Source organism: Tistlia sp. (assembly GCF_040905785.1).
Taxonomy (GTDB): Bacteria; Pseudomonadota; Alphaproteobacteria; order Kiloniellales; family DSM-21159; genus Tistlia.
In genome coordinates, this window is the sequence record NZ_JBBDQW010000029.1 from 36,417 (window position 1) to 59,842 (window position 23,426).

At 72.3% G+C, this 23,426-nt stretch carries 20 protein-coding genes; 16 read left to right on the forward strand and 4 right to left on the reverse strand.

Annotated elements, in window-relative coordinates; all coding sequences use genetic code 11:
- Positions 1-51 precede the first annotated feature (51 nt).
- The 4 genes from WD341_RS07270 to WD341_RS07285 all read left to right on the forward strand — a co-directional run bounded on the left by WD341_RS07270 (position 52) and on the right by WD341_RS07285 (position 3,838).
- A complete protein-coding gene (locus WD341_RS07270) occupies positions 52-825 on the forward strand; it encodes a PRC-barrel domain-containing protein (protein ID WP_368424772.1) in 774 nt (257 codons plus the stop codon).
- 186 nt (positions 826-1,011) lie between these two features.
- The gene (locus WD341_RS07275) at positions 1,012-2,193 is read left to right on the forward strand and encodes a TIGR03364 family FAD-dependent oxidoreductase (RefSeq protein ID WP_368424773.1); all 1,182 of its coding nucleotides are present in this window, start codon (positions 1,012-1,014) and stop codon (positions 2,191-2,193) included.
- Complete coding sequence (gene phnX / locus WD341_RS07280) at positions 2,190-3,002, forward strand: phosphonoacetaldehyde hydrolase (RefSeq protein WP_368424774.1); 813 nt, start codon at positions 2,190-2,192, stop codon at positions 3,000-3,002. Before WD341_RS07275 ends, phnX begins: the two co-directional genes overlap by 4 nt.
- Positions 3,003-3,124: 122 nt before the next feature.
- Positions 3,125-3,838 carry a DUF6134 family protein gene (locus WD341_RS07285; RefSeq protein WP_368424775.1) on the forward strand — a complete coding sequence of 238 codons (714 nt, stop codon included), beginning with the start codon at positions 3,125-3,127 and terminating at the stop codon, positions 3,836-3,838.
- A gap of 34 nt (positions 3,839-3,872) precedes the next feature.
- On the opposite strand, the gene WD341_RS07290 is transcribed toward WD341_RS07285, so the two are convergent.
- Positions 3,873-5,006 (reverse strand): TauD/TfdA family dioxygenase, encoded by a 1,134-nt coding sequence (locus WD341_RS07290; RefSeq protein ID WP_368424776.1) that lies wholly within the window; start codon positions 5,004-5,006, stop codon positions 3,873-3,875.
- Between the two features lie 213 nt (positions 5,007-5,219).
- On the reverse strand, positions 5,220-6,536 hold the full coding sequence (locus tag WD341_RS07295; protein ID WP_368424777.1) for a branched-chain amino acid ABC transporter permease: 1,317 nt from the start codon (positions 6,534-6,536) through the stop codon (positions 5,220-5,222).
- A 49-nt stretch (positions 6,537-6,585) separates the two neighbouring features.
- Between WD341_RS07295 and WD341_RS07300 the strand changes: the two genes are divergently transcribed.
- From WD341_RS07300 to WD341_RS07325, 6 genes are all read left to right on the forward strand, one after another.
- A complete protein-coding gene (locus WD341_RS07300) occupies positions 6,586-7,137 on the forward strand; it encodes a DUF924 family protein (protein WP_368424778.1) in 552 nt (183 codons plus the stop codon).
- 38 nt (positions 7,138-7,175) lie between these two features.
- Entirely contained in the window at positions 7,176-7,541 is a 366-nt protein-coding gene (locus tag WD341_RS07305; protein WP_368424779.1) for a hypothetical protein, read from the forward strand.
- Between the two features lie 52 nt (positions 7,542-7,593).
- Complete coding sequence (locus WD341_RS07310) at positions 7,594-8,502, forward strand: endonuclease/exonuclease/phosphatase family protein (RefSeq protein WP_368424780.1); 909 nt, start codon at positions 7,594-7,596, stop codon at positions 8,500-8,502.
- A 100-nt stretch (positions 8,503-8,602) separates the two neighbouring features.
- Complete coding sequence (locus WD341_RS07315) at positions 8,603-9,946, forward strand: TldD/PmbA family protein (protein WP_368424781.1); 1,344 nt, start codon at positions 8,603-8,605, stop codon at positions 9,944-9,946.
- A gap of 28 nt (positions 9,947-9,974) precedes the next feature.
- Positions 9,975-11,252 (forward strand): aconitase X, encoded by a 1,278-nt coding sequence (locus tag WD341_RS07320; protein WP_368424782.1) that lies wholly within the window; start codon positions 9,975-9,977, stop codon positions 11,250-11,252.
- Positions 11,243-11,668, forward strand: a complete 426-nt coding sequence (locus WD341_RS07325; RefSeq protein WP_368424783.1) for a DUF126 domain-containing protein — start codon at positions 11,243-11,245, stop codon at positions 11,666-11,668. The genes WD341_RS07320 and WD341_RS07325 overlap by 10 nt, the downstream gene beginning before the upstream one ends.
- A gap of 214 nt (positions 11,669-11,882) precedes the next feature.
- On the opposite strand, the gene WD341_RS07330 is transcribed toward WD341_RS07325, so the two are convergent.
- Positions 11,883-13,877 (reverse strand): acetoacetate--CoA ligase, encoded by a 1,995-nt coding sequence (locus WD341_RS07330; RefSeq protein WP_368424784.1) that lies wholly within the window; start codon positions 13,875-13,877, stop codon positions 11,883-11,885.
- A gap of 140 nt (positions 13,878-14,017) precedes the next feature.
- On the opposite strand from WD341_RS07330, the gene WD341_RS07335 reads away from it, so the two are divergent.
- Genes WD341_RS07335 through WD341_RS07345 form a run of 3 tightly spaced genes read left to right on the forward strand, consistent with a single transcriptional unit; the run spans position 14,018 to position 16,614 of the window.
- The gene (locus WD341_RS07335; RefSeq protein ID WP_368424785.1) at positions 14,018-15,031 is read left to right on the forward strand and encodes a DMT family transporter; all 1,014 of its coding nucleotides are present in this window, start codon (positions 14,018-14,020) and stop codon (positions 15,029-15,031) included.
- Positions 15,032-15,038: 7 nt separating this feature from the next.
- On the forward strand, positions 15,039-15,950 hold the full coding sequence (locus WD341_RS07340; protein ID WP_368424786.1) for a DMT family transporter: 912 nt from the start codon (positions 15,039-15,041) through the stop codon (positions 15,948-15,950).
- Positions 15,951-15,975: 25 nt separating this feature from the next.
- Positions 15,976-16,614: a glutathione S-transferase family protein gene (locus WD341_RS07345; RefSeq protein WP_368424787.1), complete on the forward strand. Its 639-nt coding sequence runs from the start codon at positions 15,976-15,978 to the stop codon at positions 16,612-16,614.
- Here the strand turns inward: WD341_RS07345 and WD341_RS07350 are convergent.
- Positions 16,611-17,252 carry a TetR/AcrR family transcriptional regulator gene (locus WD341_RS07350; protein WP_368424788.1) on the reverse strand — a complete coding sequence of 214 codons (642 nt, stop codon included), beginning with the start codon at positions 17,250-17,252 and terminating at the stop codon, positions 16,611-16,613. The genes WD341_RS07345 and WD341_RS07350 overlap by 4 nt on opposite strands.
- A 145-nt stretch (positions 17,253-17,397) precedes the next feature.
- Here WD341_RS07350 and WD341_RS07355 point away from each other — a divergent pair, with 145 nt between their 5' ends.
- From WD341_RS07355 to WD341_RS07365, 3 genes are all read left to right on the forward strand, one after another.
- Positions 17,398-18,627, forward strand: a complete 1,230-nt coding sequence (locus WD341_RS07355; RefSeq protein WP_368424789.1) for an efflux RND transporter periplasmic adaptor subunit — start codon at positions 17,398-17,400, stop codon at positions 18,625-18,627.
- A 75-nt stretch (positions 18,628-18,702) separates the two neighbouring features.
- Positions 18,703-21,867 carry an efflux RND transporter permease subunit gene (locus WD341_RS07360; protein WP_368424790.1) on the forward strand — a complete coding sequence of 1,055 codons (3,165 nt, stop codon included), beginning with the start codon at positions 18,703-18,705 and terminating at the stop codon, positions 21,865-21,867.
- A 62-nt stretch (positions 21,868-21,929) separates the two neighbouring features.
- Positions 21,930-23,417 (forward strand): efflux transporter outer membrane subunit, encoded by a 1,488-nt coding sequence (locus WD341_RS07365; protein WP_368424791.1) that lies wholly within the window; start codon positions 21,930-21,932, stop codon positions 23,415-23,417.
- Positions 23,418-23,426 lie beyond the last annotated feature (9 nt).

Here is a 23,426-nt window from a genome sequence, read left to right on the forward strand (position 1 = left end):
TCATCAGGCATCGGGGCTTTCCCGAGCCAAAGCGAAATACAGGAGGAAGCCATGTTACGCAGCTTGCTCACGACCACGGCGCTCGTCGCCCTGCTCGCCGGCGGCACTGCGGTCGCCCAGACAGACCAGAGCGCCGCTCCGGCAAAGGACGACGCCGCGGCGCAGTCCACGACCGACACGCAGGCCCAGACCGGAACCGATGCCGGGACCTCCGGCACGACCGACACCCAGGTCGGCAGCGATGCCATGCCGGAGACCGACACCAAGACCGGCACCGACAAGCAGGCCGGAACCGACGCTCAGACCGGCACCAGTACGAGCGACGACTCCGCGGCCGAGGCTGACACCGAGATGAAGGCCGACACCGAGATGAAGGCGGAAAGCGACGCCTCCGTCACCGACACCCAGTCGGCGGCGCGTGCCACCGGCTTCGTGACGGCGCAGGACGGCAGCGAAGTGCTCGCCACCGAGTACATCGGCCAGACCGTCTACAACAGCCAGGACGAGTCGATCGGCAAGATCAACGACCTGGTGATGGACAAGGACGGCCGTCTGACCGCAGCCATCATCGGCGTCGGTGGCTTCCTGGGCCTCGGCGAGAAGAACGTCGGCGTGCCGATCGACGCGATCGACGTGCGCACCGAAGCCGACGGCAGCATCGAGCTGACCATGCAGTCGACCCGCGAGGAGCTGGAGTCCGCGCCGCAGTTCGCCAACCTGGAAGAGCAGGTGCGCGAGCAGGAAGCCGCGCGCCAGGAGGAGGAGCGTCAGCGGACCATGGACCAGCCGGCGACCGCCCCGAGCACGACCGGCACCACGAACTGATCCGCAGCTCGCGGCAGACCAGTCCCGGATCGCTTGGCCCCGTGGCATCCGCCTGACGCCCAGGCGCTCCGGAATGCACAGCGGCCCGTGTCTCACGGGCCGCTGTTGCTTTGTCGGCTCCTCCGGAAACCGCCATTGTGCCGGCGCCACGGCATCGGCCACAAAGGGCCGACGCCGATACGAAGCGTGGAGCCTTTCCTGAGCAGGACTTACGACCTGGCCGTCGTCGGCGCCGGAATCCTCGGCCTGGGCCACGCCCTTGCCGCCGCCCGGCGCCGGCTGCGCGTCGTCGTGGTCGAGCGCGACGCCCAGGCGAACGGCGCCTCGGTCCGCAACTTCGGCTTCGTCACCGTGACCGGCCAGGAGCGCGGCACGACTTGGCGTCGCGCCTTGCGAACCCGCGACGTCTGGGCCGAGGTCGCCGGCCCTGCCGGCATCGCCGTCGAGCAGCGCGGCCTGCGCGTCGTGGTGCGCCGCCCGGAAGCGCTGGCCGTGCTCGAGGCCTACGCGGCGAGCGAGATGGGCGAGAGCTGCCGGCTGTTGAATGCCGCCGAGGCCGCCGAGGGGTTGGCCGGCCTGCCGGCCGCACAGCTGGCCGGCGGGCTGGCGTCGCCCCACGAGCTGCGCGTCGAATCGCGCAGCGCCGTGCCGCGCCTGGCCGCCTGGCTGGCCGAGGCCTGGGGCGTCGATTTCCTGCAGCCGGCGCTCGTCCGCGCGGTCGCCCCGCCGCGCCTCGAGACGACGGCGGGGCCGCTCGAGGCCGGCGCCGTCGTCGTCTGTCCCGGCGACGAGTTCCTCAGCCTCTATCCCGAGCGGATCGCCGGCTATGGCCTCTCCCGCTGCCTGCTGCAGATGCTGCGGCTGCGCCCCCGCGAGGCCGGCTTCCGCCTGCCCTGCCCGGTGATGTCTGACCTCGGGCTGGTGCGCTACGCCGGCTACACCGCGCTGCCGGAAGCGGCAGCCCTGCGCGCGCGCCTGGAGCGCGAGCAGCCCCGCCACCTGGCCGAAGGCGTGCACCTGATCGCCGTCGCCGGTGCTGACGGCACCCTGGTCGCCGGCGATTCGCACCGCTACGCGGCGACGCCCGCGCCCTTCGCCAGCGCCGAAGTCGAGGCCCTGATCCTCGACGAGCTGCAGCGGGCGACCGGCCTCGCCGAGCCCGAGGTGCTGGAGCGCTGGACCGGCACCTATGCCTGGGCGCCCGACCGGGCGGCGCTGATCGACCGGCCCGAGGCGGCGGTGCGGCTCGTCGTCGTGACCGGCGGCACCGGCGCCTCGACCGGCTTCGCGCTCGGCGAGGAGGTCGTCGCCGAGCTGTTCGACGGCGCTGCCTCCGCCGAGGCCAGCTCGCCGGAGCCTGCGGAATGAAAGCGCTGCAAGCGGTCGTCTTTGACTGGGCCGGAACCATGGTCGACTTCGGCTCGCGCGCGCCGATGGGCGCTTTCGTCGAGGCCTTCGCAGGCTTCGGGGTCGAAATCTCGATCGAGGAGGCCCGGCGGCCGATGGGGCTGCCGAAGCTCGAGCACATCCGCGCCCTGGGCGCCGAGCCGCGCATCGCCGCGGCCTGGCGGCGGGCGCGCGGCGGCCCCTTCGACGAGGCCGCGGCCCGCGCCATCTACGAAGCTTTCCTGCCGCTCAACGTCACGGCGGTCGCCGACCATGCCGCCCTGGTCCCCGGCGCCGCCGAGCTCGTCGCGGCGCTGCGGCGCCAGGGCCTGAGGATCGGCTCCACCACCGGCTATACGCGCGAGATCATGGCGCCGCTGCTGCCGCGCGCGGCCGAGCAGGGCTATGCCCCGGACAACCTGGTCTGTGCCGGCGACCTGGCGGCCGGCCGCCCGACGCCGCTGATGATGCACCGCTGCTTCGCCGACCTCGGGATCCGGCGACCCGACCTGGTCGTTAAGGTCGACGACACCGATCCCGGCATCGCGGAGGGCCTCGCGGCCGGCTGCTGGGCCGTCGGCGTCTCGCTGTCCGGCAACGGCGTCGGCCTGTCGCTCGAGGAGCTGGCCGCAGCCGACCCGGCGGAGATCGATCGCCTCAACAGGGCAGCCCGGGACGGCCTGCTCGAGGCCGGTGCCCATGCGGTCGTGGATACGGTGGCCGACCTGCTGCCGCTGCTCGAGCGGATCGACGCGCTGGCGGCGGCCGGCGCGGCCCCTCGCCGGGTCTGAACGGTCGCGCCGCCTGCCGCGGCAAGCGGACGCCGGGGCGCCTCCTTGTGCTGCCGGGTTGCGCTCGCTATTTCCGTGGCCGATCATTTCATTGGCCGACCAGGGGACCGGGGAGCGGAGCGATGCCTCACCAACCGATAACCCGCCGGGCGCTGGTCGCCGGGCTGGCGAGCGCGCCGCTGCTCGTCGCTCTTCCGGGCGGCTCGCCGCGCGCCCGGGCGGCAGTCTCGCCGGCGCTGGCCTTCGACATCCTGCGCAACGACTCGACGATCGGCGAGCACCTGATCTCGGTGGAGACGACCGCCGAAGGCCTGCAGGTCACCATCGACACCGACATCCGGGTCCGCGTGCTCGGCCTGACGCTCTACCGCTACCAGCACAGCAGCCGCGAGCAGTGGCATAGGCGAGAGGGCCAGCTTCGCCTGGAGCGCCTGAGCGCCCGCACCGACGATGACGGCACGCCCTTCACCGTCGAGGGCGAGGCGAGCCCGGCCGGCTTCCGGGTCGAGGGCAGCGCCGGCCAGCTGACCGCGCCGCCGGAAATCGTGCCGGCCAGCTACTGGACCCCCCTGGTGCTCCAGCGCGACCAGCTGCTGAGCACGAAGCGCGGCACCCTCTTCCCGATCGCGGTCGAGCGGCGCGGCAGCGAGACGCTGGGGTCGGCCGGCGAACGGGTCACGACGGAGCGCTTCTTCATCCCCGGCGACCCGGCCGTGCACCTCTGGTTCGACGACCGGCAGCGCGTGCGCCGCCTCGCCTTCGAGACGCGCGGCGAGTTCATCGACTACCGCCTGCGCCGGATGGACCCCCTCGGCCTCGACGAACGACTCTTCTGAGGTTTCGCGCCGGTAACCACGGCAGCCGCAGGCGTCACGCCGCGATCGGTTCCGGCTTCCTGGCGGCGAGAACGCGCAGGCGGCTGGCGAAGTCGCCTCGGTCGAGGTAGCAGCCGTGCAGGTGCCGGAAGCCGGAGGCGGGATCGAAGGCCTCTCGGCCATGCAGGATGCGGCGGTTGTCGAAGACCACCATCTCTCCTGGGATCAACTTCAGCGCGACGCGGTAACCGGCTTGGCGCGTGCGGTCCATGAAGGCGCGGTAGGCGCGGTAGTAGGCCGGCATGATGTCGGGCGGCATGTCGAAGACGGCCGCGATGTGCGCGTTGAAGCGGATCTCGAGAGGCTCGCCCCTCCGGTCGAGCGCGATGACCGGGGCGTGGACGCGGATGTCCGTCTCCCGGTCGTGGAACCGGAAGGGAACCGCGACCTCGCTGAGCATCCGGAAGGCTTCCGGCTCCTCCTCCCTGAGATCGCACGCTATCGCGTAGCCGTCGGCGAACAGCGAGCCGCCGCCCGTCGCCTCGTTGGCGATGCAGTGGAGGAACTGGAAGCCCGGCGGCACCTCCTGGTTCGGCAGGTCCGTGTGCAGCGGCAGGCTCAGCGCCGTGAATGCCAGGTTGTTGGGGTCCGGCCTGTTCACGACCTCGAAGGTCGGCCCGAAGTTGGTCGGACGCAGGAAGCCCACTCTCTGGGCGACCTCGACGCCTGCGCGCGGCTCGTCCGCCATCCCCTCGAGGATGGTGATGCCGTCGCGCAGGGTCTCGGTCATCCAGGCCTGAAGCGCTTGGTCGTCGCCGAGGACCTCGGCGGCTGCGTGGCGGGCGATGCCGGAGGCGGCGAGGTCGGCGCGCCAGATCCTGGGTGCGATGGCGGCGGGATCCGCCAGTGCCTCGCCGGGACGGTGCGCGGCCAGCCAGGCCAGGGGAAAGCGGCTGACGTGCCCATCTCCGGCCCAGCCGATCACGAGGAACTCCTCGGTCACGACGGCCGAGTGGGGCCTGGCATCGGGATCTACCGCCAGGAGGTCGACTATCCGTTCCTGCGTCTGGGGATGGAAGGCCGAGGGGCAGTTGTCGCGCAGCCAGAGGTAGGGGTAGGTCGCCTGGCGGCCATCGGCCCAACGCGCTTCGAGCGCGTCGACACCGAGGGCGATGTCGAGAGACGTCATGATGGATTCTCCACGCGGAGAGGGTCGAGGCTGACGGGGCCGGGGCGAGCCGGCGCTACGCCGCTAGCTGGCGGGCGGCGGCCACCAGGCCTGCGGCTTGCCATAGGGCATGCCCGGCGTGCGGCAGTCGCGGATCCTCGAGAAAGCGCGGAGGTTCATGGCGCGCATGATGAGCGCATCGGCGCCGGAGGGCAAGAAAGGCCCAGAGCACGCCTATATCCGCTCGGAGGGGTGGCGCGGACGACCGAGCAGGCCGTCGGGCCGGAACACCAGCACCAGGGTGAGCAGGCCGAAGACCGCGATGTCCTTGTAGGCGAGCGAGAGGTAGGCCGACCAGAAGGTCTCCAGCAGGCCGATCAGCAGCGCGCCGAGCAGCGCTCCGGACAGCGAGCCGATGCCGCCGACGATCGCCGCCGCCAGCGCCTTGAAGCCGATCAGGGCGCCGCTGTTGAAGCCGACGCCGCCGTAATAGAGCGTCAGCACGAGCCCGCCGAGGCCGGCGAAGAGGCCGCCGAGGGCGAAGGCCGCGCCGACCACGCGGTCCGGATCGACGCCCATCAGCGCCGCGGCCCGGCGGTCGTCGGCGGTCGCGCGCAGCTGCAGCCCGAGGCGGCTTCGGCGCAGCGCCAGGAACAGCAGCGCGCTCGCGCCCAGGGTCAGTCCCAGCACGACGACCTGCCCGAGGCTGACGCCGATCTCGACCGCACCCACCCAGAGCAGCCTGAGCCGCTGGGGCAGCGCCGGCGCCAGCCAGTTCTCGCCGGCACCCTGCAGCAGGCGCACGCCCTCGGAGAGGCAGATCGCGATGCCGATGGTCGCGATCAGCATCATCTGCGCGCTACCCTCGCGCAGCGGCTTGAGCAGCACGCGCTCCCCGGCCCAGGCGAAGAGCGCGCCGCTGCCGCCGGCCGCCAGCAGCACGACGAGCAGGCCGACGAAGGCACCGCCGGTCCGCCACCCCTCGCCCCGGTCGCCGAGCAGGGCCAGCGTCGCCAGCAGCGCGGCGAAGGCGGCGACCATGGCGATCTGGCCGAAGGCGAGGTTGATGCGCTCGACGATGCCGTAGACCAGGGAGTAGCCGAGCGCCAGCAGCCCGTAGAGGCAGCAGACCGCCAGGGCGTTGATCAGCGTCTGCAGCAGGTAGAGCAGGTCGCCGGCGAGGCCTTCGGGCCAGGCGCCGGGCGCCCGCCCCCGCGCACCCTCGGGCAGCTCGAGCCAGACCCGGAGCACCGTGAGCTGCACGGCCGAGAGCGGCCCGTCGCGGTCGGTTTCCACCGACTCGAGGACCAGGCGCCCCTGGCCGAAGCCGCTGCCGGCGAAGCGGCAGACGTGCCAGCGCTGTGCCGCGCCGGCTTCGTAGCGGATCAGGAGAGCAGGATCCTTCTCAGCCAGCGCCTCCGCGCCGAGCAGCACATGACTTTCCCCGGCGAAGGCCGCCGCCAGCCGCTGGCAGAGCTGCAGCTGCCCGGGATTCGGCCCGCAGCCGGCGAGCAGGAGCAGCAGAAGCAGGCTGGCGGCGAGGCGGCCCATGGCGCGGGAGACTTGAACACAGGCGGCCGGAAGCTGCTAGCCTGGGGGCATGAGCCGCGACGACATCGAGAGAGTTCTGGCGTTCTGGTTCGCCGAGGGCCGGCAGGCACAGTGGTTCGAGCGCGACGAGGCCTTCGACCGCGACGTTGGGACCGCGCTGAGCCCATTGCACGCGCAAGCGGCGGCCGGCGCCCTCGACGACTGGGCCCAGGATCCGCGCGGGGCGCTGGCCCTGATCATCCTGCTCGACCAGGTGCCCCGCAACCTCTACCGCGGCACGGCCCGCGCCTTCGCCACCGACGCCAAGGCCCTCGCCGTCTGCCGGGCCGCCCTGGCCGACGGCCACGACGCCGCCCTGGCCAGCGAGGACGAGAAGGCCTTCCTCTACCTGCCGCTCGAGCACAGCGAGAATCTCGCGGACCAGGAGCGCAGCGTGGCCTGCTTCGGCCGGCTCTCGAACGAGACCTACCGGCGCTATGCGGAGCTGCATCGCGACGTCGTCGCGCGCTTCGGCCGCTTTCCCCATCGCAATCCTGCGCTGGGCCGGGAAACAACCGAGGCGGAAGCGGCGTTCCTGCATGAGCCCGATTCCAGCTTCTAGCTGCCATTGCCCCACAACTTCAGGGAGTACCCGTCGCCATGACCGCCCGCTCCGTCCCCGCCGCCCCCTTGCTCGCAGGCCTCTTTCTGGCCGCTGCCACGCTGCTCTGCTCGCTCGCGCCGGCCCAGGCCCAGACCACCATGACGGCGCGCGAGGCGCTCTACAGCGACTACTACCGCGCCGTCGCCGCCTACGAGCGCTGCCGCAAGGGCAAGCTGACCAAGGAGGGCCACGCCGCCATCGCCCGCTATGTCGAGCGCCAAGGCGCCAGCGAGATCGGCACCAAGCGGCTGATCCTGATCCAGCAGGCCAAGCGCGACATCCGCGAGGCCGGCTGCGACAGCCCGCTGGCGACCAGCGCCCTGGTCCGCTTCGACGCCGAGCTGCAGCCCCAGCTCCCGTGACGCCGGCCTCGGGAGCCTCTGCCGTCCGGCAGCGCTAGCGGGGCGGGCCGTCGTGCTGCGCCTCGCGACTTTCAACCTGGAGAACCTGGACGACGGTCCCCGGGCCGAGGTGCCGCTGGCCGAGCGCCTGCCGGTGCTGCGCCCGCAGCTGGCGCGCCTGGAGGCCGACCTGCTGTGCCTGCAGGAGATCAACGCCGAGCGCCGCGGCGGCGCGCGCCGGCTCACCGCCCTCGACGCGCTGCTCGAGGACGGCCCCTACGCCGGCTACTACCGCGCGGTCAGCCTGTCGGAGAGCGGCCACGGCGCCGCCGACCGGCACAACTTGGCGATTCTGTCGCGCTGGCCGATCCGGCGCTGGCACAGCCTGCGCCACGAGCTGGTCGCGCCGCCGGAGCTCGAGGGCCGGCCGCAGAAGTGGGACCGCCCGCTGCTCTGGGCCGAGATCGCGCTGCCCGACGGCCGGCCGCTGACCCTGGTCGATCTGCACCTGCGCGCGCCGCGGGCCGTGCCCGCGGAGCAGGAGGAGTCCGAGGCAGCCGGCTGGGCTGCGGGCTTCTACCGCGCCGCCGTGCGGCGGCTCGGCCAGGCGCTGGAAGCCCGCCTGCTGGTCGAGCGCCTGCTGGCCGCCGATCCCGAGGCGCTGGTCGCGGTCTGCGGCGACTGCAATGCGACCCTGGAGGACGATGCCCTGCACCTGCTTGAGGGCGGCGCCGACGAGGCGGGCGCCGCCGTGCCGTCCGGCAGCCGTCTCGTCGCCCTGGCGCGCAGCCTGCCCGCCGACCGGCGCTTCAGCCTGCTCTACGGCGGCGAGCGGCTGCTGCTCGACCACATCCTGGCGAGCCGGCCGCTGCACGGCCTGTTCCGGGGCCTCGAGATCCACAACGAGCTGCTGAGCGCGGAGGCCGAGGACGGCGCCGGCAGCGGCCACGCCCCCCTGGTCGCGGCCTTCGCCCTCGCCTGAACCTGCCCTGGCGAGCCCGGGGTCGCAGCGCGGCACCCCGAGCCCCTATATAGCGGGGGAGCCGATCCCCCGACGACGATGGAACAAGGAGGCCTCGCGCATGGCCGCAAGCGACGACGACGGTGCCCTGCTGCAGAGGGTGCTCGACAAGGCCAGGCGCGCCGGCGCCGAGTCAGCCGACGCCCTGGTCGTGCACGCCACGGCGATCAGCCACGCCCAGCGCCTCGGGCAGGTCGAGCGGCTCGAGCGCGAGGAGGCCCACGATCTCGGCCTGCGCGTCTTCATCGGCCATCGCCAGGCGATCGTCTCCTCGACCGACTTCGCCGGCGGCGCCCTAGACGAGCTGGTCGAGCGCGCGGTGGCGATGGCGCGCGCGGTGCCCGAGGACAGCTACTGCGGCCTCGCCGACCCGGCGCAGATCGCCCGCGAGATTCCCGACCTCGACGCGCTCGATCCCGAGGAGCCCTCGACCGAGCTGCTGATCGAGCGGGCGCGGGCCTGCGAGGCGGCGGCGCGCGCCGTGCCCGGCACCACCAACTCCGAGGGCGCCGAGGCGAGCTGGTCGTCGTCGCGCATCGCGGTCGCGGCGAGCAACGGCTTCTCGGGCAGCTACGCCGGCTCGCGCCATTCGCTCGGCGTCGCCATCCTGGCCGGCGAGGGCTTGGCCATGGAACGCGACTACGACTTCAGCTCGGCGGTCTACGGCAGCGACCTGCGCGACCCCGAGGAGGTCGGCCGCAGCGCCGGCGAGAAGGCGGTCAGGCGGCTCAAGCCGCGCAAGCCGAAGACCGGCCGCGTGCCGATCGTCCTCGATCCGCGCGTCGCCAACTCGCTGCTGCGCAGCTTCGCCGGCGCGATCACCGGCACGGCGATCGCGCGCGGCACCTCCTTCCTCAAGGACAAGCGCGGCGAGCAGGTCTTCGCCAAGGGCCTGCAGGTGATCGACGACCCGCACCGCGCCCGCGGCCTGCGCTCCAAGCCCTTCGACGCCGAGGGCCTGGCGACGGGCCGCCGCGCCCTGATCGAGGACGGCGTGCTGACCGGCTGGCTGCTCGACCTCGCCTCCGCGCGCCAGCTCGGGCTGCCGCCGACCGGCAACGCCTCGCGCGGCGTCTCGGGCCCGCCGGGGCCGAGCGCCAGCAACCTCTACCTCGCCCCCGGCACGCGCTCGCCGCAGGCGCTGATCGGCGAGATCGAGGAGGGCTTCTACGTCACCGAGATGATGGGCATGGGCGCCAACGGCGTGACCGGCGACTACAGCCGCGGCGCGTCCGGCTTCTGGATCGAGAAGGGCGAGCTCGCCTATCCGGTTTCCGAGGCGACGGTCGCCGGCAATCTGAAGACCATGTTCCTGAACCTGACGCCGGCCGACGACCTGGTGCTGCGCTATGGCACCGATTCGCCAACCGTGCGGATCGACGGCATGACCGTCGCCGGCGCCTGAGCCGGGGCCCGGCGGGCCGACGACGGCCATGCTCGCGCTCTCGGCCGAGGAGCAGGCGCTCGCCCAGGGACGCGATGGGCCCGGCCCGGCGCTCGCCCTGCGCCTGCTGGCCGAGGCCGGGCGCCTGCTCGGCGCCGAGCGCCTGATCCCGGTCGCCTCGGCCCACATCGACGGCTGCCTCTATCACGGCGACGGCGGCACGGAGTTCGCCGAGCGGCTGGTCGCGGGCGGCGCCCGGGTGGCGGTGCCGAGCACCACCAACGTCGGCGCGCTCGACCTGCTGCGGCCGCAGAACGTGCGCCTGCAGGGCCACGAGCGCGCCATGGCCCTGCGCCTGATGCGCGCCCACGAGGCGCTCGGCTGCCGGCCGTCCTGGACCTGCGCGCCCTACCAGGCCGGCCACCGTCCGGCCGCCGGCAGCGACGTCGCCTGGGGCGAGTCCAACGCCGTCGCCTTCGTCAACTCGGTGCTCGGCGCCCGCACCAACCGCTACGGCGACTTCCTGGACCTGGCCTGCGCGGTCGCCGGCCGGGCGCCCGACTATGGCCTGCACCGGCCGGAGGCGCGGCGCGCGACCCTGCTGGTCGAGCTCGGCGGGCTCAATCCGGCGCTCTTCGCGGAGGAGGCCTTCTATCCCGTGCTCGGCGCCTGGTACGGCCGCGCCGTCGGCGAGGCGGTCGGGGTCGTCGCCGGCCTGCCGCCGGGGCTGGCCGCGACCCTGGCCGCCGACTTGGCCGAGGACCGCCTCAAGGCCTTCGGCGCCGCCGCCGCCTCGACCGGCTCGGTCGCCCTCTTCCACATCGCCGGCGTGACGCCCGAGGCGCCGGACACCGCGACCGCCCTCGGCGGCATGGCGCCGCGGGAGGTGCTGCGGCCCGACGCCGCCGCCCTGCTCGCGGCGCGCGACGGCCTCTCGACCGTCTCCGGCGAGAGGCTCGACGCCGTGGCGCTCGGCAGCCCGCACTTCTCGCTGGCCGAGTTCCGTGCCCTGCACGCCGCCCTGGCCGGCCGGCGGGCCGCGGTGCCGGTCTACGCCTGCACCGGCCGCCACACCCTGGCGCAGCTCGAGGCGTCCGGCCTGAGCGAGGACCTGCAGGCGAGCGGCGTGCGCCTGATCGCCGACACCTGCGTCGTGGTGACGCCGATCCTCGAGAGCTTCACCGGCGTGCTGATGACCAACTCCGGCAAGTTCGCCCACTACGCGCCGGGCAACACCGGCTACGGCGCGGTCTTCGGCAGCCTGGTCGACTGCGTCGAGAGCGCGGTCGCGGGCCGCGTGCTCCGGGACGAGCGGCTGTGGCGCTGAGCGACCGGCGGAGCCTGGCCGGCGAGAGCCTGCTGCCCGGCGGCGCCGCGGGCCGCCTGCTGGTGCTGACGGCGCCGCTGTCCTTCTGGGGCGGGGTGCAGCCGAAAAGCGGCCGGATCGTCATGGCCGGCCACCCGCAGCACGGCCGGGAGATCGGCGGCCGCCTGCTGGCGCTGCCCGGCACCGTCGGCTCCAGCTCCTCCTCCTCGGTGATGCTCGAGCTGCTGCGCGAAGGCCGGGCGCCGGCGGGCCTGCTGCTGGCCTCGGTCGATGCCATCCTGCTGCTCGGCGTCGTCGTCGCGCGCGAGCTCGGCTATCCCCCGATTCCGGCACTGCGGCTGGAGGCGGCGGCCCTGGCCGCCCTGCCGGACGGCGCCGCGGCGCGGATCGAGGAAGGTCGGCTGGTGTTGGGCTGAACCGCCCGCTGGCCGGTGATCCCACGCTTGCATGGTTCGACAAGCTCACCATGAAGCGACGGAGGCGTTCTCGCGGGCATCAGGCTGCGCTTCATGGTGAGCCTGTCGAACCACGAAGCGCGAATCGCGCCGGCCTTGCAACGAGCCCTCCGTGCCGAGCCGAAAGGAGCCATGTGTGCCCTGCCGCTTCCGCGGGGACGCGGACGCCCGCGCCCTATTCCTTCAGCTCCGCGCGGTCGCGGTAGGCCTCGAGGGCCTCGGGGTTGGCCAGGGCTTCCTGGTTCTTGATCGGGCGGCCGTGGACGACGTCGCGCACCGCCAGCTCGACGATCTTGCCGGAGCGGGTGCGCGGAATGTCCGGCACGGCCAAAATCCGGGCCGGGACGTGGCGCGGGCTGGCGCCCGAGCGGATCGTCTTCTTGATGCGCCCGGCCAGCTCCTCGTCGAGGACGGCGCCCTCGGCCAGCTTGACGAACAGCACGACGCGCACGTCGCCTTCCCAGTTCTGGCCGATGACGATCGACTCCAGCACCTCCGGCAGCTTCTCGACCTGGCGGTAGATCTCGGCGGTGCCGATCCGCACGCCGCCGGGATTGAGCACCGCGTCGGAGCGGCCGTAGATGACGAGGCCGCCGTGCTCGGTCAGCTCGACGAAGTCGCCGTGGCACCAGACCCCGGGGAAGCGCTCGAAGTAGGCGGCGCGGTAGCGCGCGCCGTCGGGATCGTTCCAGAAGTAGAGCGGCATGCAGGGGAAGGGCCTGACGCAGACCAGCTCGCCCTGCTCGCCGACCACCGGCCGGCCCTCGTCGTTCCAGACCTCGACCGCCATGCCCAGGCCGCGCGCCTGGATCTCGCCGCGCCAGACCGGCCCGATCGGGTTGCCGAGCACGAAGCAGGAGACGATGTCGGTGCCGCCCGAGATCGAGGCCAGGCAGACGTCGCGGAGGACGTCGCGGTAGACGTAGTCGAAGGACTCGGGAACCAGCGGCGAGCCGGTCGAGCAGATCACCCGCACGCTCGATAGGTCGTGGGTCTCGATCGGCTTGAGCCCGGCCTTGGCGCAGGCGTCGATGTACTTGGCCGAGGTCCCGAAGAGGGTCGCCCGCTCGGCCTGCAGGTAGTCGTAGAGGACGTTGCCGTCGGGGTGGAAGGGCGAGCCGTCGTAGAGCAGCAGCGTCGCCTCGCTGGCCAGCCCCGAGACCAGCCAGTTCCACATCATCCAGCCGCAGGTCGTGAAGTAGAAGATGCGGTCGCCGGCCTTCACGTCGCTGTGCAGGCGCTGCTCCTTGAGGTGCTGCAGCAGGGTGCCGCCGGCGCCGTGGACGATGCACTTGGGCCGGCCGGTCGTGCCCGAGGAGAACATGATGTAGAGCGGCGCGTTGAAGGGCATGCGCCGGTAGGCGATCGGGCCGGCCTCGAAGGGCTCCAGGAAGTCCGAAAGCCAGACCGCGCCCGGCACCTCCGTCGGGCCCGAGCCCTCGCCGATCAGCGGGCAGAGCACGACCTTCGAGAGGCTCGGCAGCTCGGCGGCGACGGCCGCGACCTTGGCGCGGATGTCCAGGACCTTGCCGGCGTAGTGGTAGCCGTCGCAGGCGACCAGCACCTTGGGCTCGATCTGGCCGAAGCGGTCGAGCACGCCCTGCACGCCGAAGTCGGGCGAGCAGGAGGAGAAGACCGCGCCGAGCGCGGCCGTGGCCAGCATGGCGATGACCGTCTCGGGCATGTTCGGCAGGTAGGCTGCGACCCGGTCGCCGGGCCCCACGCCCTCGGCCGCCAGCGCCTGGGCGGTGCGCGAGACGAGGCGGCGCAGCTCTTCCCAGGACAGGCGCCGCTCGACCTTGTCCTCGCTGCGGAACACGATGGCCTCGCCCGCCGCCCCGCCCGCCGCCCGACCCGCCGCCCCACCCGCCTCTGCGCGGCGCAGCAGGTTCTCGGCGAAGTTCAGCTTGGCCCCGGGGAAGAACTGCGCGCCGGGCATCCGGTCGCCGGCGACCAGCGCCGGTTCCAGCGGCCCCTCGCCGACCACGCCGCACCAGTCCCAGAGGCTGCGCCAGAAGCCTTCGAGGTCCTCGACCGACCAGGCGTGCAGGGCCTCGTAGCTCTCGAGCCGCCGGCCCGTGGCCGCCTCGACATCCTTGAGGTAGCGGGTCAGGTTGGCGGCCGCGACGCGGTCGGCCGAGGGGCGCCAGAGCGGCTGCTGATCTGTCATCGGGCGTATCACCGGAACTCGTGTCGGGACCTTCCGCGGAAGGGCGCCGCACCATAGGTCGCCGCCGCGAGCGGGTGCAAGGCAGCCTTGCGGGCCGCGGCGCTGGTCAGATGCCGCACCGCACCCTAGCCTGCTCCACGATGACAGCCGACAGCGACAAGGCCGAGCCGGCCGACAGCCCGGGCGGCGGCCCGGGCCGCCGTCCGCCCTCGCGTCGGCGCAGGCTGTCCCGGCCGAGGCTATCGAACCTGAGCGCCCCGGTGCTCGGCGCCTGCTACATGATCTTCGCCTGCCTCGGCTTCTCGATCATGAACGTGGCGATCCGCGAGGCCTCCCAGGAGGTCGACCCGCTGCAGGTCGTCTTCTTCCGCAACTTTTTCGCCATGCTGTTCATGCTGCCCTGGTTCGCGCGGGCCGGCCTGTCGGTGTTCCGCACGCCGCGCCTCGGGCTTTACGTCTGGCGCTCGGTGATCGGCCTGGTGGCGATGATGATGTGGTTCACCGCGCTCGCCCACCTGCCGCTGGCCGAGGCGGTCGCGCTGAACTTCACCGTGCCGCTTTTCGCCACGGCGGCGGCGGCGATCTTCCTCGGCGAGATCGTGCGGGCGCGGCGCTGGAGCGCGACGGCGATCGGCTTCCTCGGCGTGCTGGTGATCCTGCGGCCGGGCTTCCAGGAGCTGACCTGGCCGATGGCGCTGCCGATCGTCTCGGCCGCGGTGATGGCGGTCTCGGTCGTCATCATCAAGAAGCTGAGCCGTACCGAGGAGCCCGGCACCATCGTCTTCTTCATGAACGCGCTCTCGACCCCGCTGTCGCTGATCCCGGCGCTCTTCGTCTGGCAGTGGCCGAGCGCGACCGTGCTGGCCCTCATGACCCTGGTCGGCTTCGTCGCGGTCTTCAGCCACGTCGCCCTGACGCGCGCCTTCAAGATGGCCGACGCCAGCGCCATGCTGCCCTTCGAGTACACCAAGCTGCCCTTCATCGCGCTCTTCGCCTTCGCGCTCTACGGCGAGGTCCCCGACCTCTGGACCTGGGTCGGCGCCGGCATCATCGCCGGCTCCTCGCTCTACATCGCCCACCGCGAATCGGTCGTCGCGCGCGAGCGCCAAGCCAGCCTGGTCGCCCGCGAGTCGCCGCGCGCGAGCCAGGGCTAGCCCGCCGATGTCCGCGCGTGGCCGCTTCGCCGGGCTCGACCCGAACCTGCAGGGCGCGTCCTGGATGGTCGCCGCCGCCACGGTCTTCTCGATCAACGGCGTGCTGGTCAAGGAGCTGGCCTTCGACGGCATGTCCTTCTGGCAGATCGGCTTCGCGCGCGCCTTCTTCGCCCTGCTGCCGCTGCTGCCCTTCCTGCTGCGCGACGGTTTCGCGCCCTTCCGCACCGAGTTTCCCCTGACCCACCTGGCGCGCGCGCTGTGCGGCGCCGGAGCCATGACGGCCGGTTTCTACGCCCTGGCCAAGCTGCCGCTGGCGCTGGTCACGGCGATCGGCTTCACCTCGCCGCTCTTCACCATCGTGCTCTCGGCCCTGGCGCTGCGCGAGCGGGTGCGCTGGCGCCGCTGGAGCGCGACCCTGGTCGGCTTCCTCGGTATGCTGGTCATCGTCCGGCCGGGCAGCGCCGCGCTGGAGCCGGCGATGCTGGCCGCGGTCGGCATGGCGCTCGGCGTCGCCTGCGCGGTGGTGCTGGTCAAGCGCTTCCCCAAGAGCGAGAGCCAGACCGCCATGCTGACCTGGTTCTGCTTCGCCTCGATCCTGATCTGCGCCGGGCCGGCGCTGCACCTCTGGCAGGACCCGACGCCCCGGCAGTGGCTGCTGCTGGTCGGCGTCGGTCTGGTCGGCGTCGCCGCCCAGGCCATGATCGTCAGCGCCTACCGGACCGGCGAGATCTCCTTCGTCGCGCCCTTCGACTATTCGCGGCTGATCGGCGCCGGCCTCCTGGGCTTCCTGTTCTTCGCCGAGGTGCCCGACCTCTACACCCTGCTGGGGGCCGCCGTGATCGTCGCCTCCTCCTTCTACATCGCGCACCGCGAGACGCAGCTCGGCAGGCCCTCGCCGCCGCCGGTCGACCGGGGCTGAGGGGCCCGCCATGAGCGTCCCGGCCATGAGCGTCCCGACCCTCTATGGCGCGCCCTACAGCGTCTACGTCCGCATCGCGCGCCTCGCCCTCGAGGAGAAGGGCGTGGCCTACGCGCTGGAGCCGGTCGACATCTTCGCCGAGAGCGGGCCGCCGGCCGACTACCTGCGCCTGCAGCCCTTCGGCAAGATCCCGGCGCTGCGGCACGGCGACTTCGCGCTCTACGAGACCGACGCCATCGTGCGCTACGTCGAGGAGGTCTTCGAGGGACCGCCCCTGGCGCCCGAGGCGCCGCGCCCGCGGGCGCGCATGACCCAGGTCATGCGGATCCTCGACAACTACGGCTACCCGGCCCTGGTCTGGGGCGTCTTCGTCCGCGAGGCCGGCAGCCACAAGGATCGCGACCCGGCGCTGCTGGCCGCCGCCGTCGCCCCCGCGCGGCGCTGCCTGGCGGTGCTCGAGGACCTGCTGTCCGGCGACTTCTTCCTCGGCGACCGCCCGAGCCTGGCCGACCTGCAGGGCGCGCCGATGCTGACCTATCTCGCGCTGGCGCCGACCGGCCGGCGCCTGCTCGCCGAGCGACCGAAGCTGTCCGCCTGGCTGGAACGCATGGCGGCGCGCCCGAGCCTGGTCGCGACGCGCTTCCCGGCCGAACTGAAGGCTTAGCCGGCCTTCCCGCTCCCCAGGCCGTCGAGGAAGATCGACACGGCGACCTTCGCGCGCTTCCGCAGCGCCTCGGAGGTCGGCGTCGGCGAGCACTGCGCCAGGACGCGCAGCACCCACTGGCCCTGGAGCATCGAAAGGAAGAGGTCGGCGGCCAGCTCGGGGTCCTCGACCTCGAGCTTGCCGGCCTTGGCGGCGTCCTCCAGGTAGGCGGCCAGACTGGCGGCGAGCTGACGCGGCCCGTGGTGCAGGAAGGTCTCGATCATGTGGGGGAAGCGCCCGCCTTCGGCGCAGAAGATGCCGAGGGTGCGCACCGACTCGGGCGCGAAGACCTTGGTCAGGAAGGCGTAGGCCAGCGTCTCCAACACGCAGCGCGGATCGCTGCGCTCGTCGAACACGAGCTGCATGGAGGCGCCGAAGGCGCTGCAGCGCTCGGCGACCGCCGCCTCGAGCAGACCGTCCTTGCCGCCGAAGGCCTCGTAGAGCGTCGCGCGCGAGCCGCCCGACAGCGCGATGATGTCGTTGAGCGTCGCGGCCTCGCAGCCCTTCTCCTGGAGCACCTGCCAGGCCGCCTCGATCATCGCGCGCCGCCGCGCCTCGCCCCTGGACCTGCTCTTGCGGTTCGCCATGTCGTCGCTCATCTCGCTCCTGACGCTTCCCGAGATTACCTCTTGCACTGCAGCAATTTTGCGGTACTGTATCGTACAGTACATTTTATGGATCTCGAATGCAACAGGCTCGGCCCCCGGGGGCAGGGTCTGTTTCGGGTAGAAGGATCTGGTTCTCGTGCAGACCTCCGTCTCCGTCAAAGCTGCCGGGCCCCGGCGAGCGCCAGGGTTCGCCGCGCTGGCCGCCGCCGCGCTGCTGCTGGGCGCCTGCGAGCGGGAGGACGCCGCCAACGCCCAGCCCGCGCCGCCGCCGCCGCCGCAGGTCGGCTTCACCGTCCTGCAGCCGCAGACCGTGGCGCTGACCGCCGAGCTGCCCGGGCGCACCGTCGCCTACCGCAGCGCCGAGGTGCGCCCGCAGGTCGACGGCATCATCCAGCAGCGCCTGTTCGAGGAGGGCGCCACGGTCGAGGCCGGGCAGCCGCTCTACCAGATCGACCCGGCGGTCTACCAAGCCGCGGTCAAGGCCGCCGAGGCGGCCCTGGCGCGCGCCCAGGCGAGCTTCGAATCGAGCAGCACCCGGGTCCGGCGCTATCGCGAGCTGGTCGGCCGCAATGCCGTCAGCCAGCAGGACTACGACGACATGCTCGCCACCCAGGCCGAGGACGCGGCCGACGTCGCCAGCGCCGAGGCGCAGCTCGAGCGGGCCCGTATCGACCTGGAGTACACCGTCGTCTCGGCACCGATCAGCGGGCGCATCGGCCGCTCGGCGATCACCGAGGGCGCGCTGGTCACCGCGAACCAGGCCGATGCGCTGGCGCGAATCACGCAGCTCGACCCGATCTACGTCGACCTCACCCAGTCCAGCGGCGAGCTGATGCGCACGCGCCGCGCCATCGAGGCCGGCGCCATCTCGGTGTCGGCCGAGGGCGAGGCGCCGGTCGAGCTGATCCTCGAGGAGGGCGGCGGGACCTATGCCCATGAGGGCCGCGTGCAGTTCTCCGAGGTCCTGGTCAACGAGACGACCGGCACGGTCAGCCTGCGCGCGGTCTTCCCGAATCCGGAGCGCGAGCTGCTGCCCGGCCTGTTCGTGCGCGCCGTGATCAGCCAGGGCGAGGCGCGCGACGCCTTCCTGGTGCCGCAGCCCGCCCTGGCGCGCGGCGGCGACGGCCAAGCCTACGTCTGGGTCATCGGCGAGGACGATACCGTCACCCAGCGCCCGGTGACCGTGCGCCGCGCCGTCGGCGGCGCCTGGCTGATCGGCGAGGGGCTGGCCGCCGGCGAGCGCCTCGTCGTCGACGGCCTGCAGCGGGTCCAGCCGGACAGCAAGGTGACGCCGGTCGCCGTCGAGCCGGCCTCCGCCGGGGCGGGCCCGGCGCAGGCGGCCGGGGAGCCCGGAGCCTCCGGCTGAGCCGCCTCCGAGCCCGCCGCAACCCCGCAAACGCGCCCGCCGCCTCAGGCGCGGACGCTTCTAGGATCCGCCGTCATGGCCCGCTTCTTCATCGACCGGCCCGTCTTCGCCTGGGTCATCGCGATCATCATGATGCTGGCCGGGGGGCTGTCGATCCTGCAGTTGCCGGTCGAGCAGTACCCGGCGGTGGCGCCGCCCTCGGTGCAGATCACCGCGACCTATCCCGGCGCCTCGGCGGCGACCCTTGAGAACACGGTGACCCAGGTCATCGAGCAGCAGATGAACGGCCTCGACAATCTGCGCTACATGTCCTCGACCAGCGATTCCAGCGGCGCCGCGGAGGTCACCCTGACCTTCGACCCCGGGACCGACGCCGACATCGCCCAGGTCCAGGTCCAGAACAAGCTGCAGCTGGCGGTGCCGCAGCTGCCGCAGATCGTCCAGGAGCTCGGCATCCAGGTCACCAAGTCGAGCGGCAGCTTCCTGATGGTCCTGGGCTTCGTCTCCGAGGATCCCCAGACGGCCCAGACCGACATCGCCGACTTCGTCGCCTCGACGGTCCAGGACCCGATCAGCCGGGTCAACGGCGTCGGCAGCGTCACCCTGTTCGGCGCCCAGCACGCCATGCGCATCTGGCTCGATCCCGACAAGCTGATCAGCTACGGGCTGGCGACGACCGACGTGATCCAGGCGATCGAGGCCCAGAACGCCGAGGTCTCGGCCGGCCAGCTCGGCGGCACGCCGGCGGTCGAGGGCCAGCAGATCAACGCGACGATCATCGCCCAGACCCGCCTGGAGACGCCGGAGGAGTTCGAGCGCATCCTGGTCCGCGTCAACACCGACGGCTCGCAGGTCCGCCTCGCCGACGTCGCGCGCGTCGAGGTCGGCGCCGAATCCTACAGCACCGTCGCGCGCTACAACGGCCGGCCGGCGGCCGGAGTCGGCATCAACCTGGCGACCGGTGCCAACGCGCTGGAGACCGCCGACGCGGTCCGAACGCGCCTCGACGAGCTCGAGCCCTTCTTCCCGCCCGGCTTCAGCGTGGTCGTGCCCTACGACACGACGCCCTTCGTCAAGATCTCGATCGAGGAGGTCGTCTACACCCTGCTCGAGGCGATCGTGCTGGTCTTCTGCGTGATGTTCCTGTTCCTGCAGAACCTGCGTGCGACCCTGATCCCGACCATCGCGGTGCCGGTGATCCTGCTCGGCACCTTCGGCGTGCTGGCGGCCTTCGGCTTCACCATCAACACCCTGACCATGTTCGGCATGGTGCTGGCGATCGGCCTGCTGGTCGACGACGCCATCGTCGTGGTCGAGAACGTCGAGCGCGTGATGGCCGAGGAGGGCCTGCCGCCGAAGCAGGCGACGCGCCGCTCGATGGACCAGATCACCTCGGCCCTGGTCGGCATCGCCCTGGTGCTCTCCGCGGTCTTCGTGCCGATGGCCTTCTTCGGCGGCTCGACCGGCGCGATCTACCGCCAGTTCTCGATCACCATCGTCTCGGCCATGGCGCTGTCGGTCTTCGTCGCCCTGGTGCTGACGCCGGCGCTCTGCGCGACCATGCTGAAGCCGCCGAAGGCCGGCGGGGCACACGGTCACAGCAAGCGCGGCCCCTTCGGCCTGTTCAACCGCGGCTTCGACGCGGCCAACCGCTTCTACCAGCGCAGCGTCGGCCACGTCATCGGCCGGCGCGGCCGCTACCTGCTGATCTACCTGGTCATGGTCGGCCTGCTCGGTTTCCTGTTCCTGCGGCTGCCGACCTCTTTCCTACCGGACGAGGACCAGGGCATCATGTTCGCCCAGGTGACGACGCCGGCCAACACCACCCAGGGCCGCACCGTCGACGTCCTGAAGAAGGTCGAGGACCACTTCCTCAACGCCGAGGCCCGGAACGTCAACGGCCTGTTCACGGTCGCCGGCTTCTCCTTCAGCGGTCGCGGCCAGAACAACGGCATCGCCTTCATCAACATGAAGGACTGGTCGGAGCGCGAGGCCGCCGAGGACAGCGTCTTCGCCATCGCGGGGCGCGCGATGGGCGCCTTTTCCCAGATCCGCGAGGCGCAGATCTTCGCCTTCACGCCGCCCTCGATCATCGAGCTCGGCAACGCCACCGGCTTCGACTTCCAGCTGCTCGACCGCGGCGGCCTCGGCCACGACGCGCTGACCCAGGCGCGCAACCAGCTGCTCGGCATGGCCAGCCAGGACCAGCGCCTGGTCGGCGTCCGGCCGAACGGCCAGGCGGACACGCCACAGTTCCGGCTCGAGATCGACCAGGAGAAGGCCGGCGCCCTCGGGCTGTCGATCGCCGACATCAACGCCACGCTCTCGACCGCCTGGGGCTCCTCCTACATCGACGACTTCATCGAGAACGGCCGGGTCAAGCGGGTCTACCTGCAGGCCGACGCGCCCTACCGCATGATGCCCGACGACCTGGACTCCTGGTATGTGCGCAACGTCCACGGCGAGATGGTGCCGGTCACCGCCTTCGCCTCGACCCGCTGGACCTACGGCTCGCCGCGCCTCGAGCGCTACAACGGCATCTCCTCGATGCAGATCCTCGGCCAGCCGGCGCCCGGCGTCGCCTCGGGCGAGGCGATGGACGCCATGGAGAGCTTCGCCGGCGAGCTGCCCCAGGGCATCGGCTTCGAATGGAGCGGCCTGTCCTTCGAGGAGCGGCTGTCCGGCGGCCAGGCGCCGCTGCTCTACGCCCTGTCGCTGCTGGTCGTCTTCCTCTGCCTGGCGGCGCTCTACGAGAGCTGGTCGATCCCAATCTCTGTGATGCTGGTGGTGCCGCTCGGCGTGCTCGGCGCCGTCGTCGCGGCGCTCGGGCGCGAGCTGCCGAACGACGTCTACTTCCAGGTCGGGCTGCTGACCACGATCGGCCTGTCGGCCAAGAACGCCATCCTGATCGTCGAGTTCGCGCGCGAGCTCTACGACAAGGGCATGGATCTGATCGAGGCGACGGTCGAGGCGGCGCGCCAGCGCCTCAGGCCGATCGTCATGACCTCCATGGCCTTCTCGCTGGGCGTGCTGCCGCTGGTCCTGAGCAGCGGCGCCGGCTCCGCCAGCCGCATCGCGATCGGCACCGGCGTCTTCGGCGGCATGATCTCGGCGACCTTCCTGGCGATCTTCTTCGTGCCGCTGTTCTTCGTGCTGATCGTGCGCAACTTCTCGAGCCGGCGGCGCGGCGGGGCCGAGGAGGGGTCCGAAGGCGCAGCACCCCGCGTGCCGGCCGAATGACAGACGGCACGCGCCTCCCGCCCGCTGCCACCACCGTCGACGGACCTAAGCGAAAGAGCAAGATGCCCCACCGCCTCCTGAGCGCCTCCGCGGCGCTGCTGCTGCTCGGCGGCTGCTCGCTGATCCCCGAGATCGAGCTGCCGGAGTCGCCGGTCGAGGGCCTGTGGCCCTCCGGCCCGGCCTACCAGGCGACCGCCGCCAACGCGCCGCTGGATCCGGGCCAGCCGAGCCTGGCCGACCTCGGCTGGCGCGAGTTCTTCCGCTCGCCCGAGCTGCGCGCCCTGATCGAGCGGGCTCTCGACAACAACCGCGACCTGCGGGTCGCGGCGCTGGACGTCGAGCGGGCGCGGGCGCTCTACCGGATCAGCCGCTCGGAGCTGCTGCCGCAGGTCGAGGCCGGCGCCGGCTTCACGCGCCAGCGCACGGCCGAGGACTTCAGCCAGACCGCCGGCTCGCGGACCAACTCGCGTTTCGAGGCCAACGTCGGCACGACCGCCTTCGAGCTCGACCTGTTCGGGCGCATCCGCAGCCTCAACGAGGAGGCTCTGCAGCAGTACTTCGCCACCGAGGAAGCGCGCCGCAGCACCCGCATCGCCCTGATCGCCGAGGTCGCCAACGCCTACCTGGCGCTGCTCGCGGACCGCGAGCTGCTGGCGCTGACCGAGGCGACGCTGAAGGCCCAGCAACAGTCCTACGACCTGACCTCGGCGCGCGTCGGCCAGGGCCTCGGCAGCCAGCTCGACGTCGCGCAGGCGCGCACCGCGGTCGAGACGGCCCGCGCCAATCGCTCGCTCTACACCCGACTGGTCGCCCAGGACCGCAACGCCCTGGAGCTGCTGGTCGGGGCGCCGCTGCCCGACGACTTCGGCGCGGCGGCGCCGCCGGTGACCACCGCCGACTTCGTCACCGACGTGCCGCCGGGCTTGCCGTCCTCGCTGCTGCTGCGCCGTCCCGACGTGCGCCGGGCCGAACGCGAGCTGCTCGCTGCCAACGCCAACATCGGGGCGGCGCGCGCCGCCTTCTGGCCGACCATCAGCCTGACCGCGAGCGGCGGCCTGGCGAGCGGCGAGCTCGGGCAGCTGTTCCAGGCCGGCTCGGGCGCCTGGCTGTTCTCGCCCTCGGTCAGCCTGCCGATCTTCGACGCCGGACGTCGCGAGGCCGACCTGGAGGGCGCCCGCATCGAGCGGGAGATCGCCGTGGCCCAGTACGAGCAGTCGATCCAGGCCGGCTTCCGCGAGGTCGCCGACGCGCTCGCCGCGCGCGGCACGCTGGACGACCAGATCGCCGCCCAGCGCGACCTGGTCGGGGCGACCCAGGAGTCCTACGACCTGTCGCTGCTGCGCTACGACCAGGGCCTGGACAACTTCCTGACGACCCTGGATTCCCAGCGCGAGCTCTACCAGGCCCAGCAGGACCTGATCGCGCTCGAGCGCCAGCGCCTCGCCAACCTCGCGACGCTCTACAAGGCGCTGGGCGGCGGCACCGGCGCCACCAGCGCGGAAGTGGTCGCCGGACTCGACAGGCCGCGCGCGCTGCCGACGCTGGACTGAGCGCGCCCC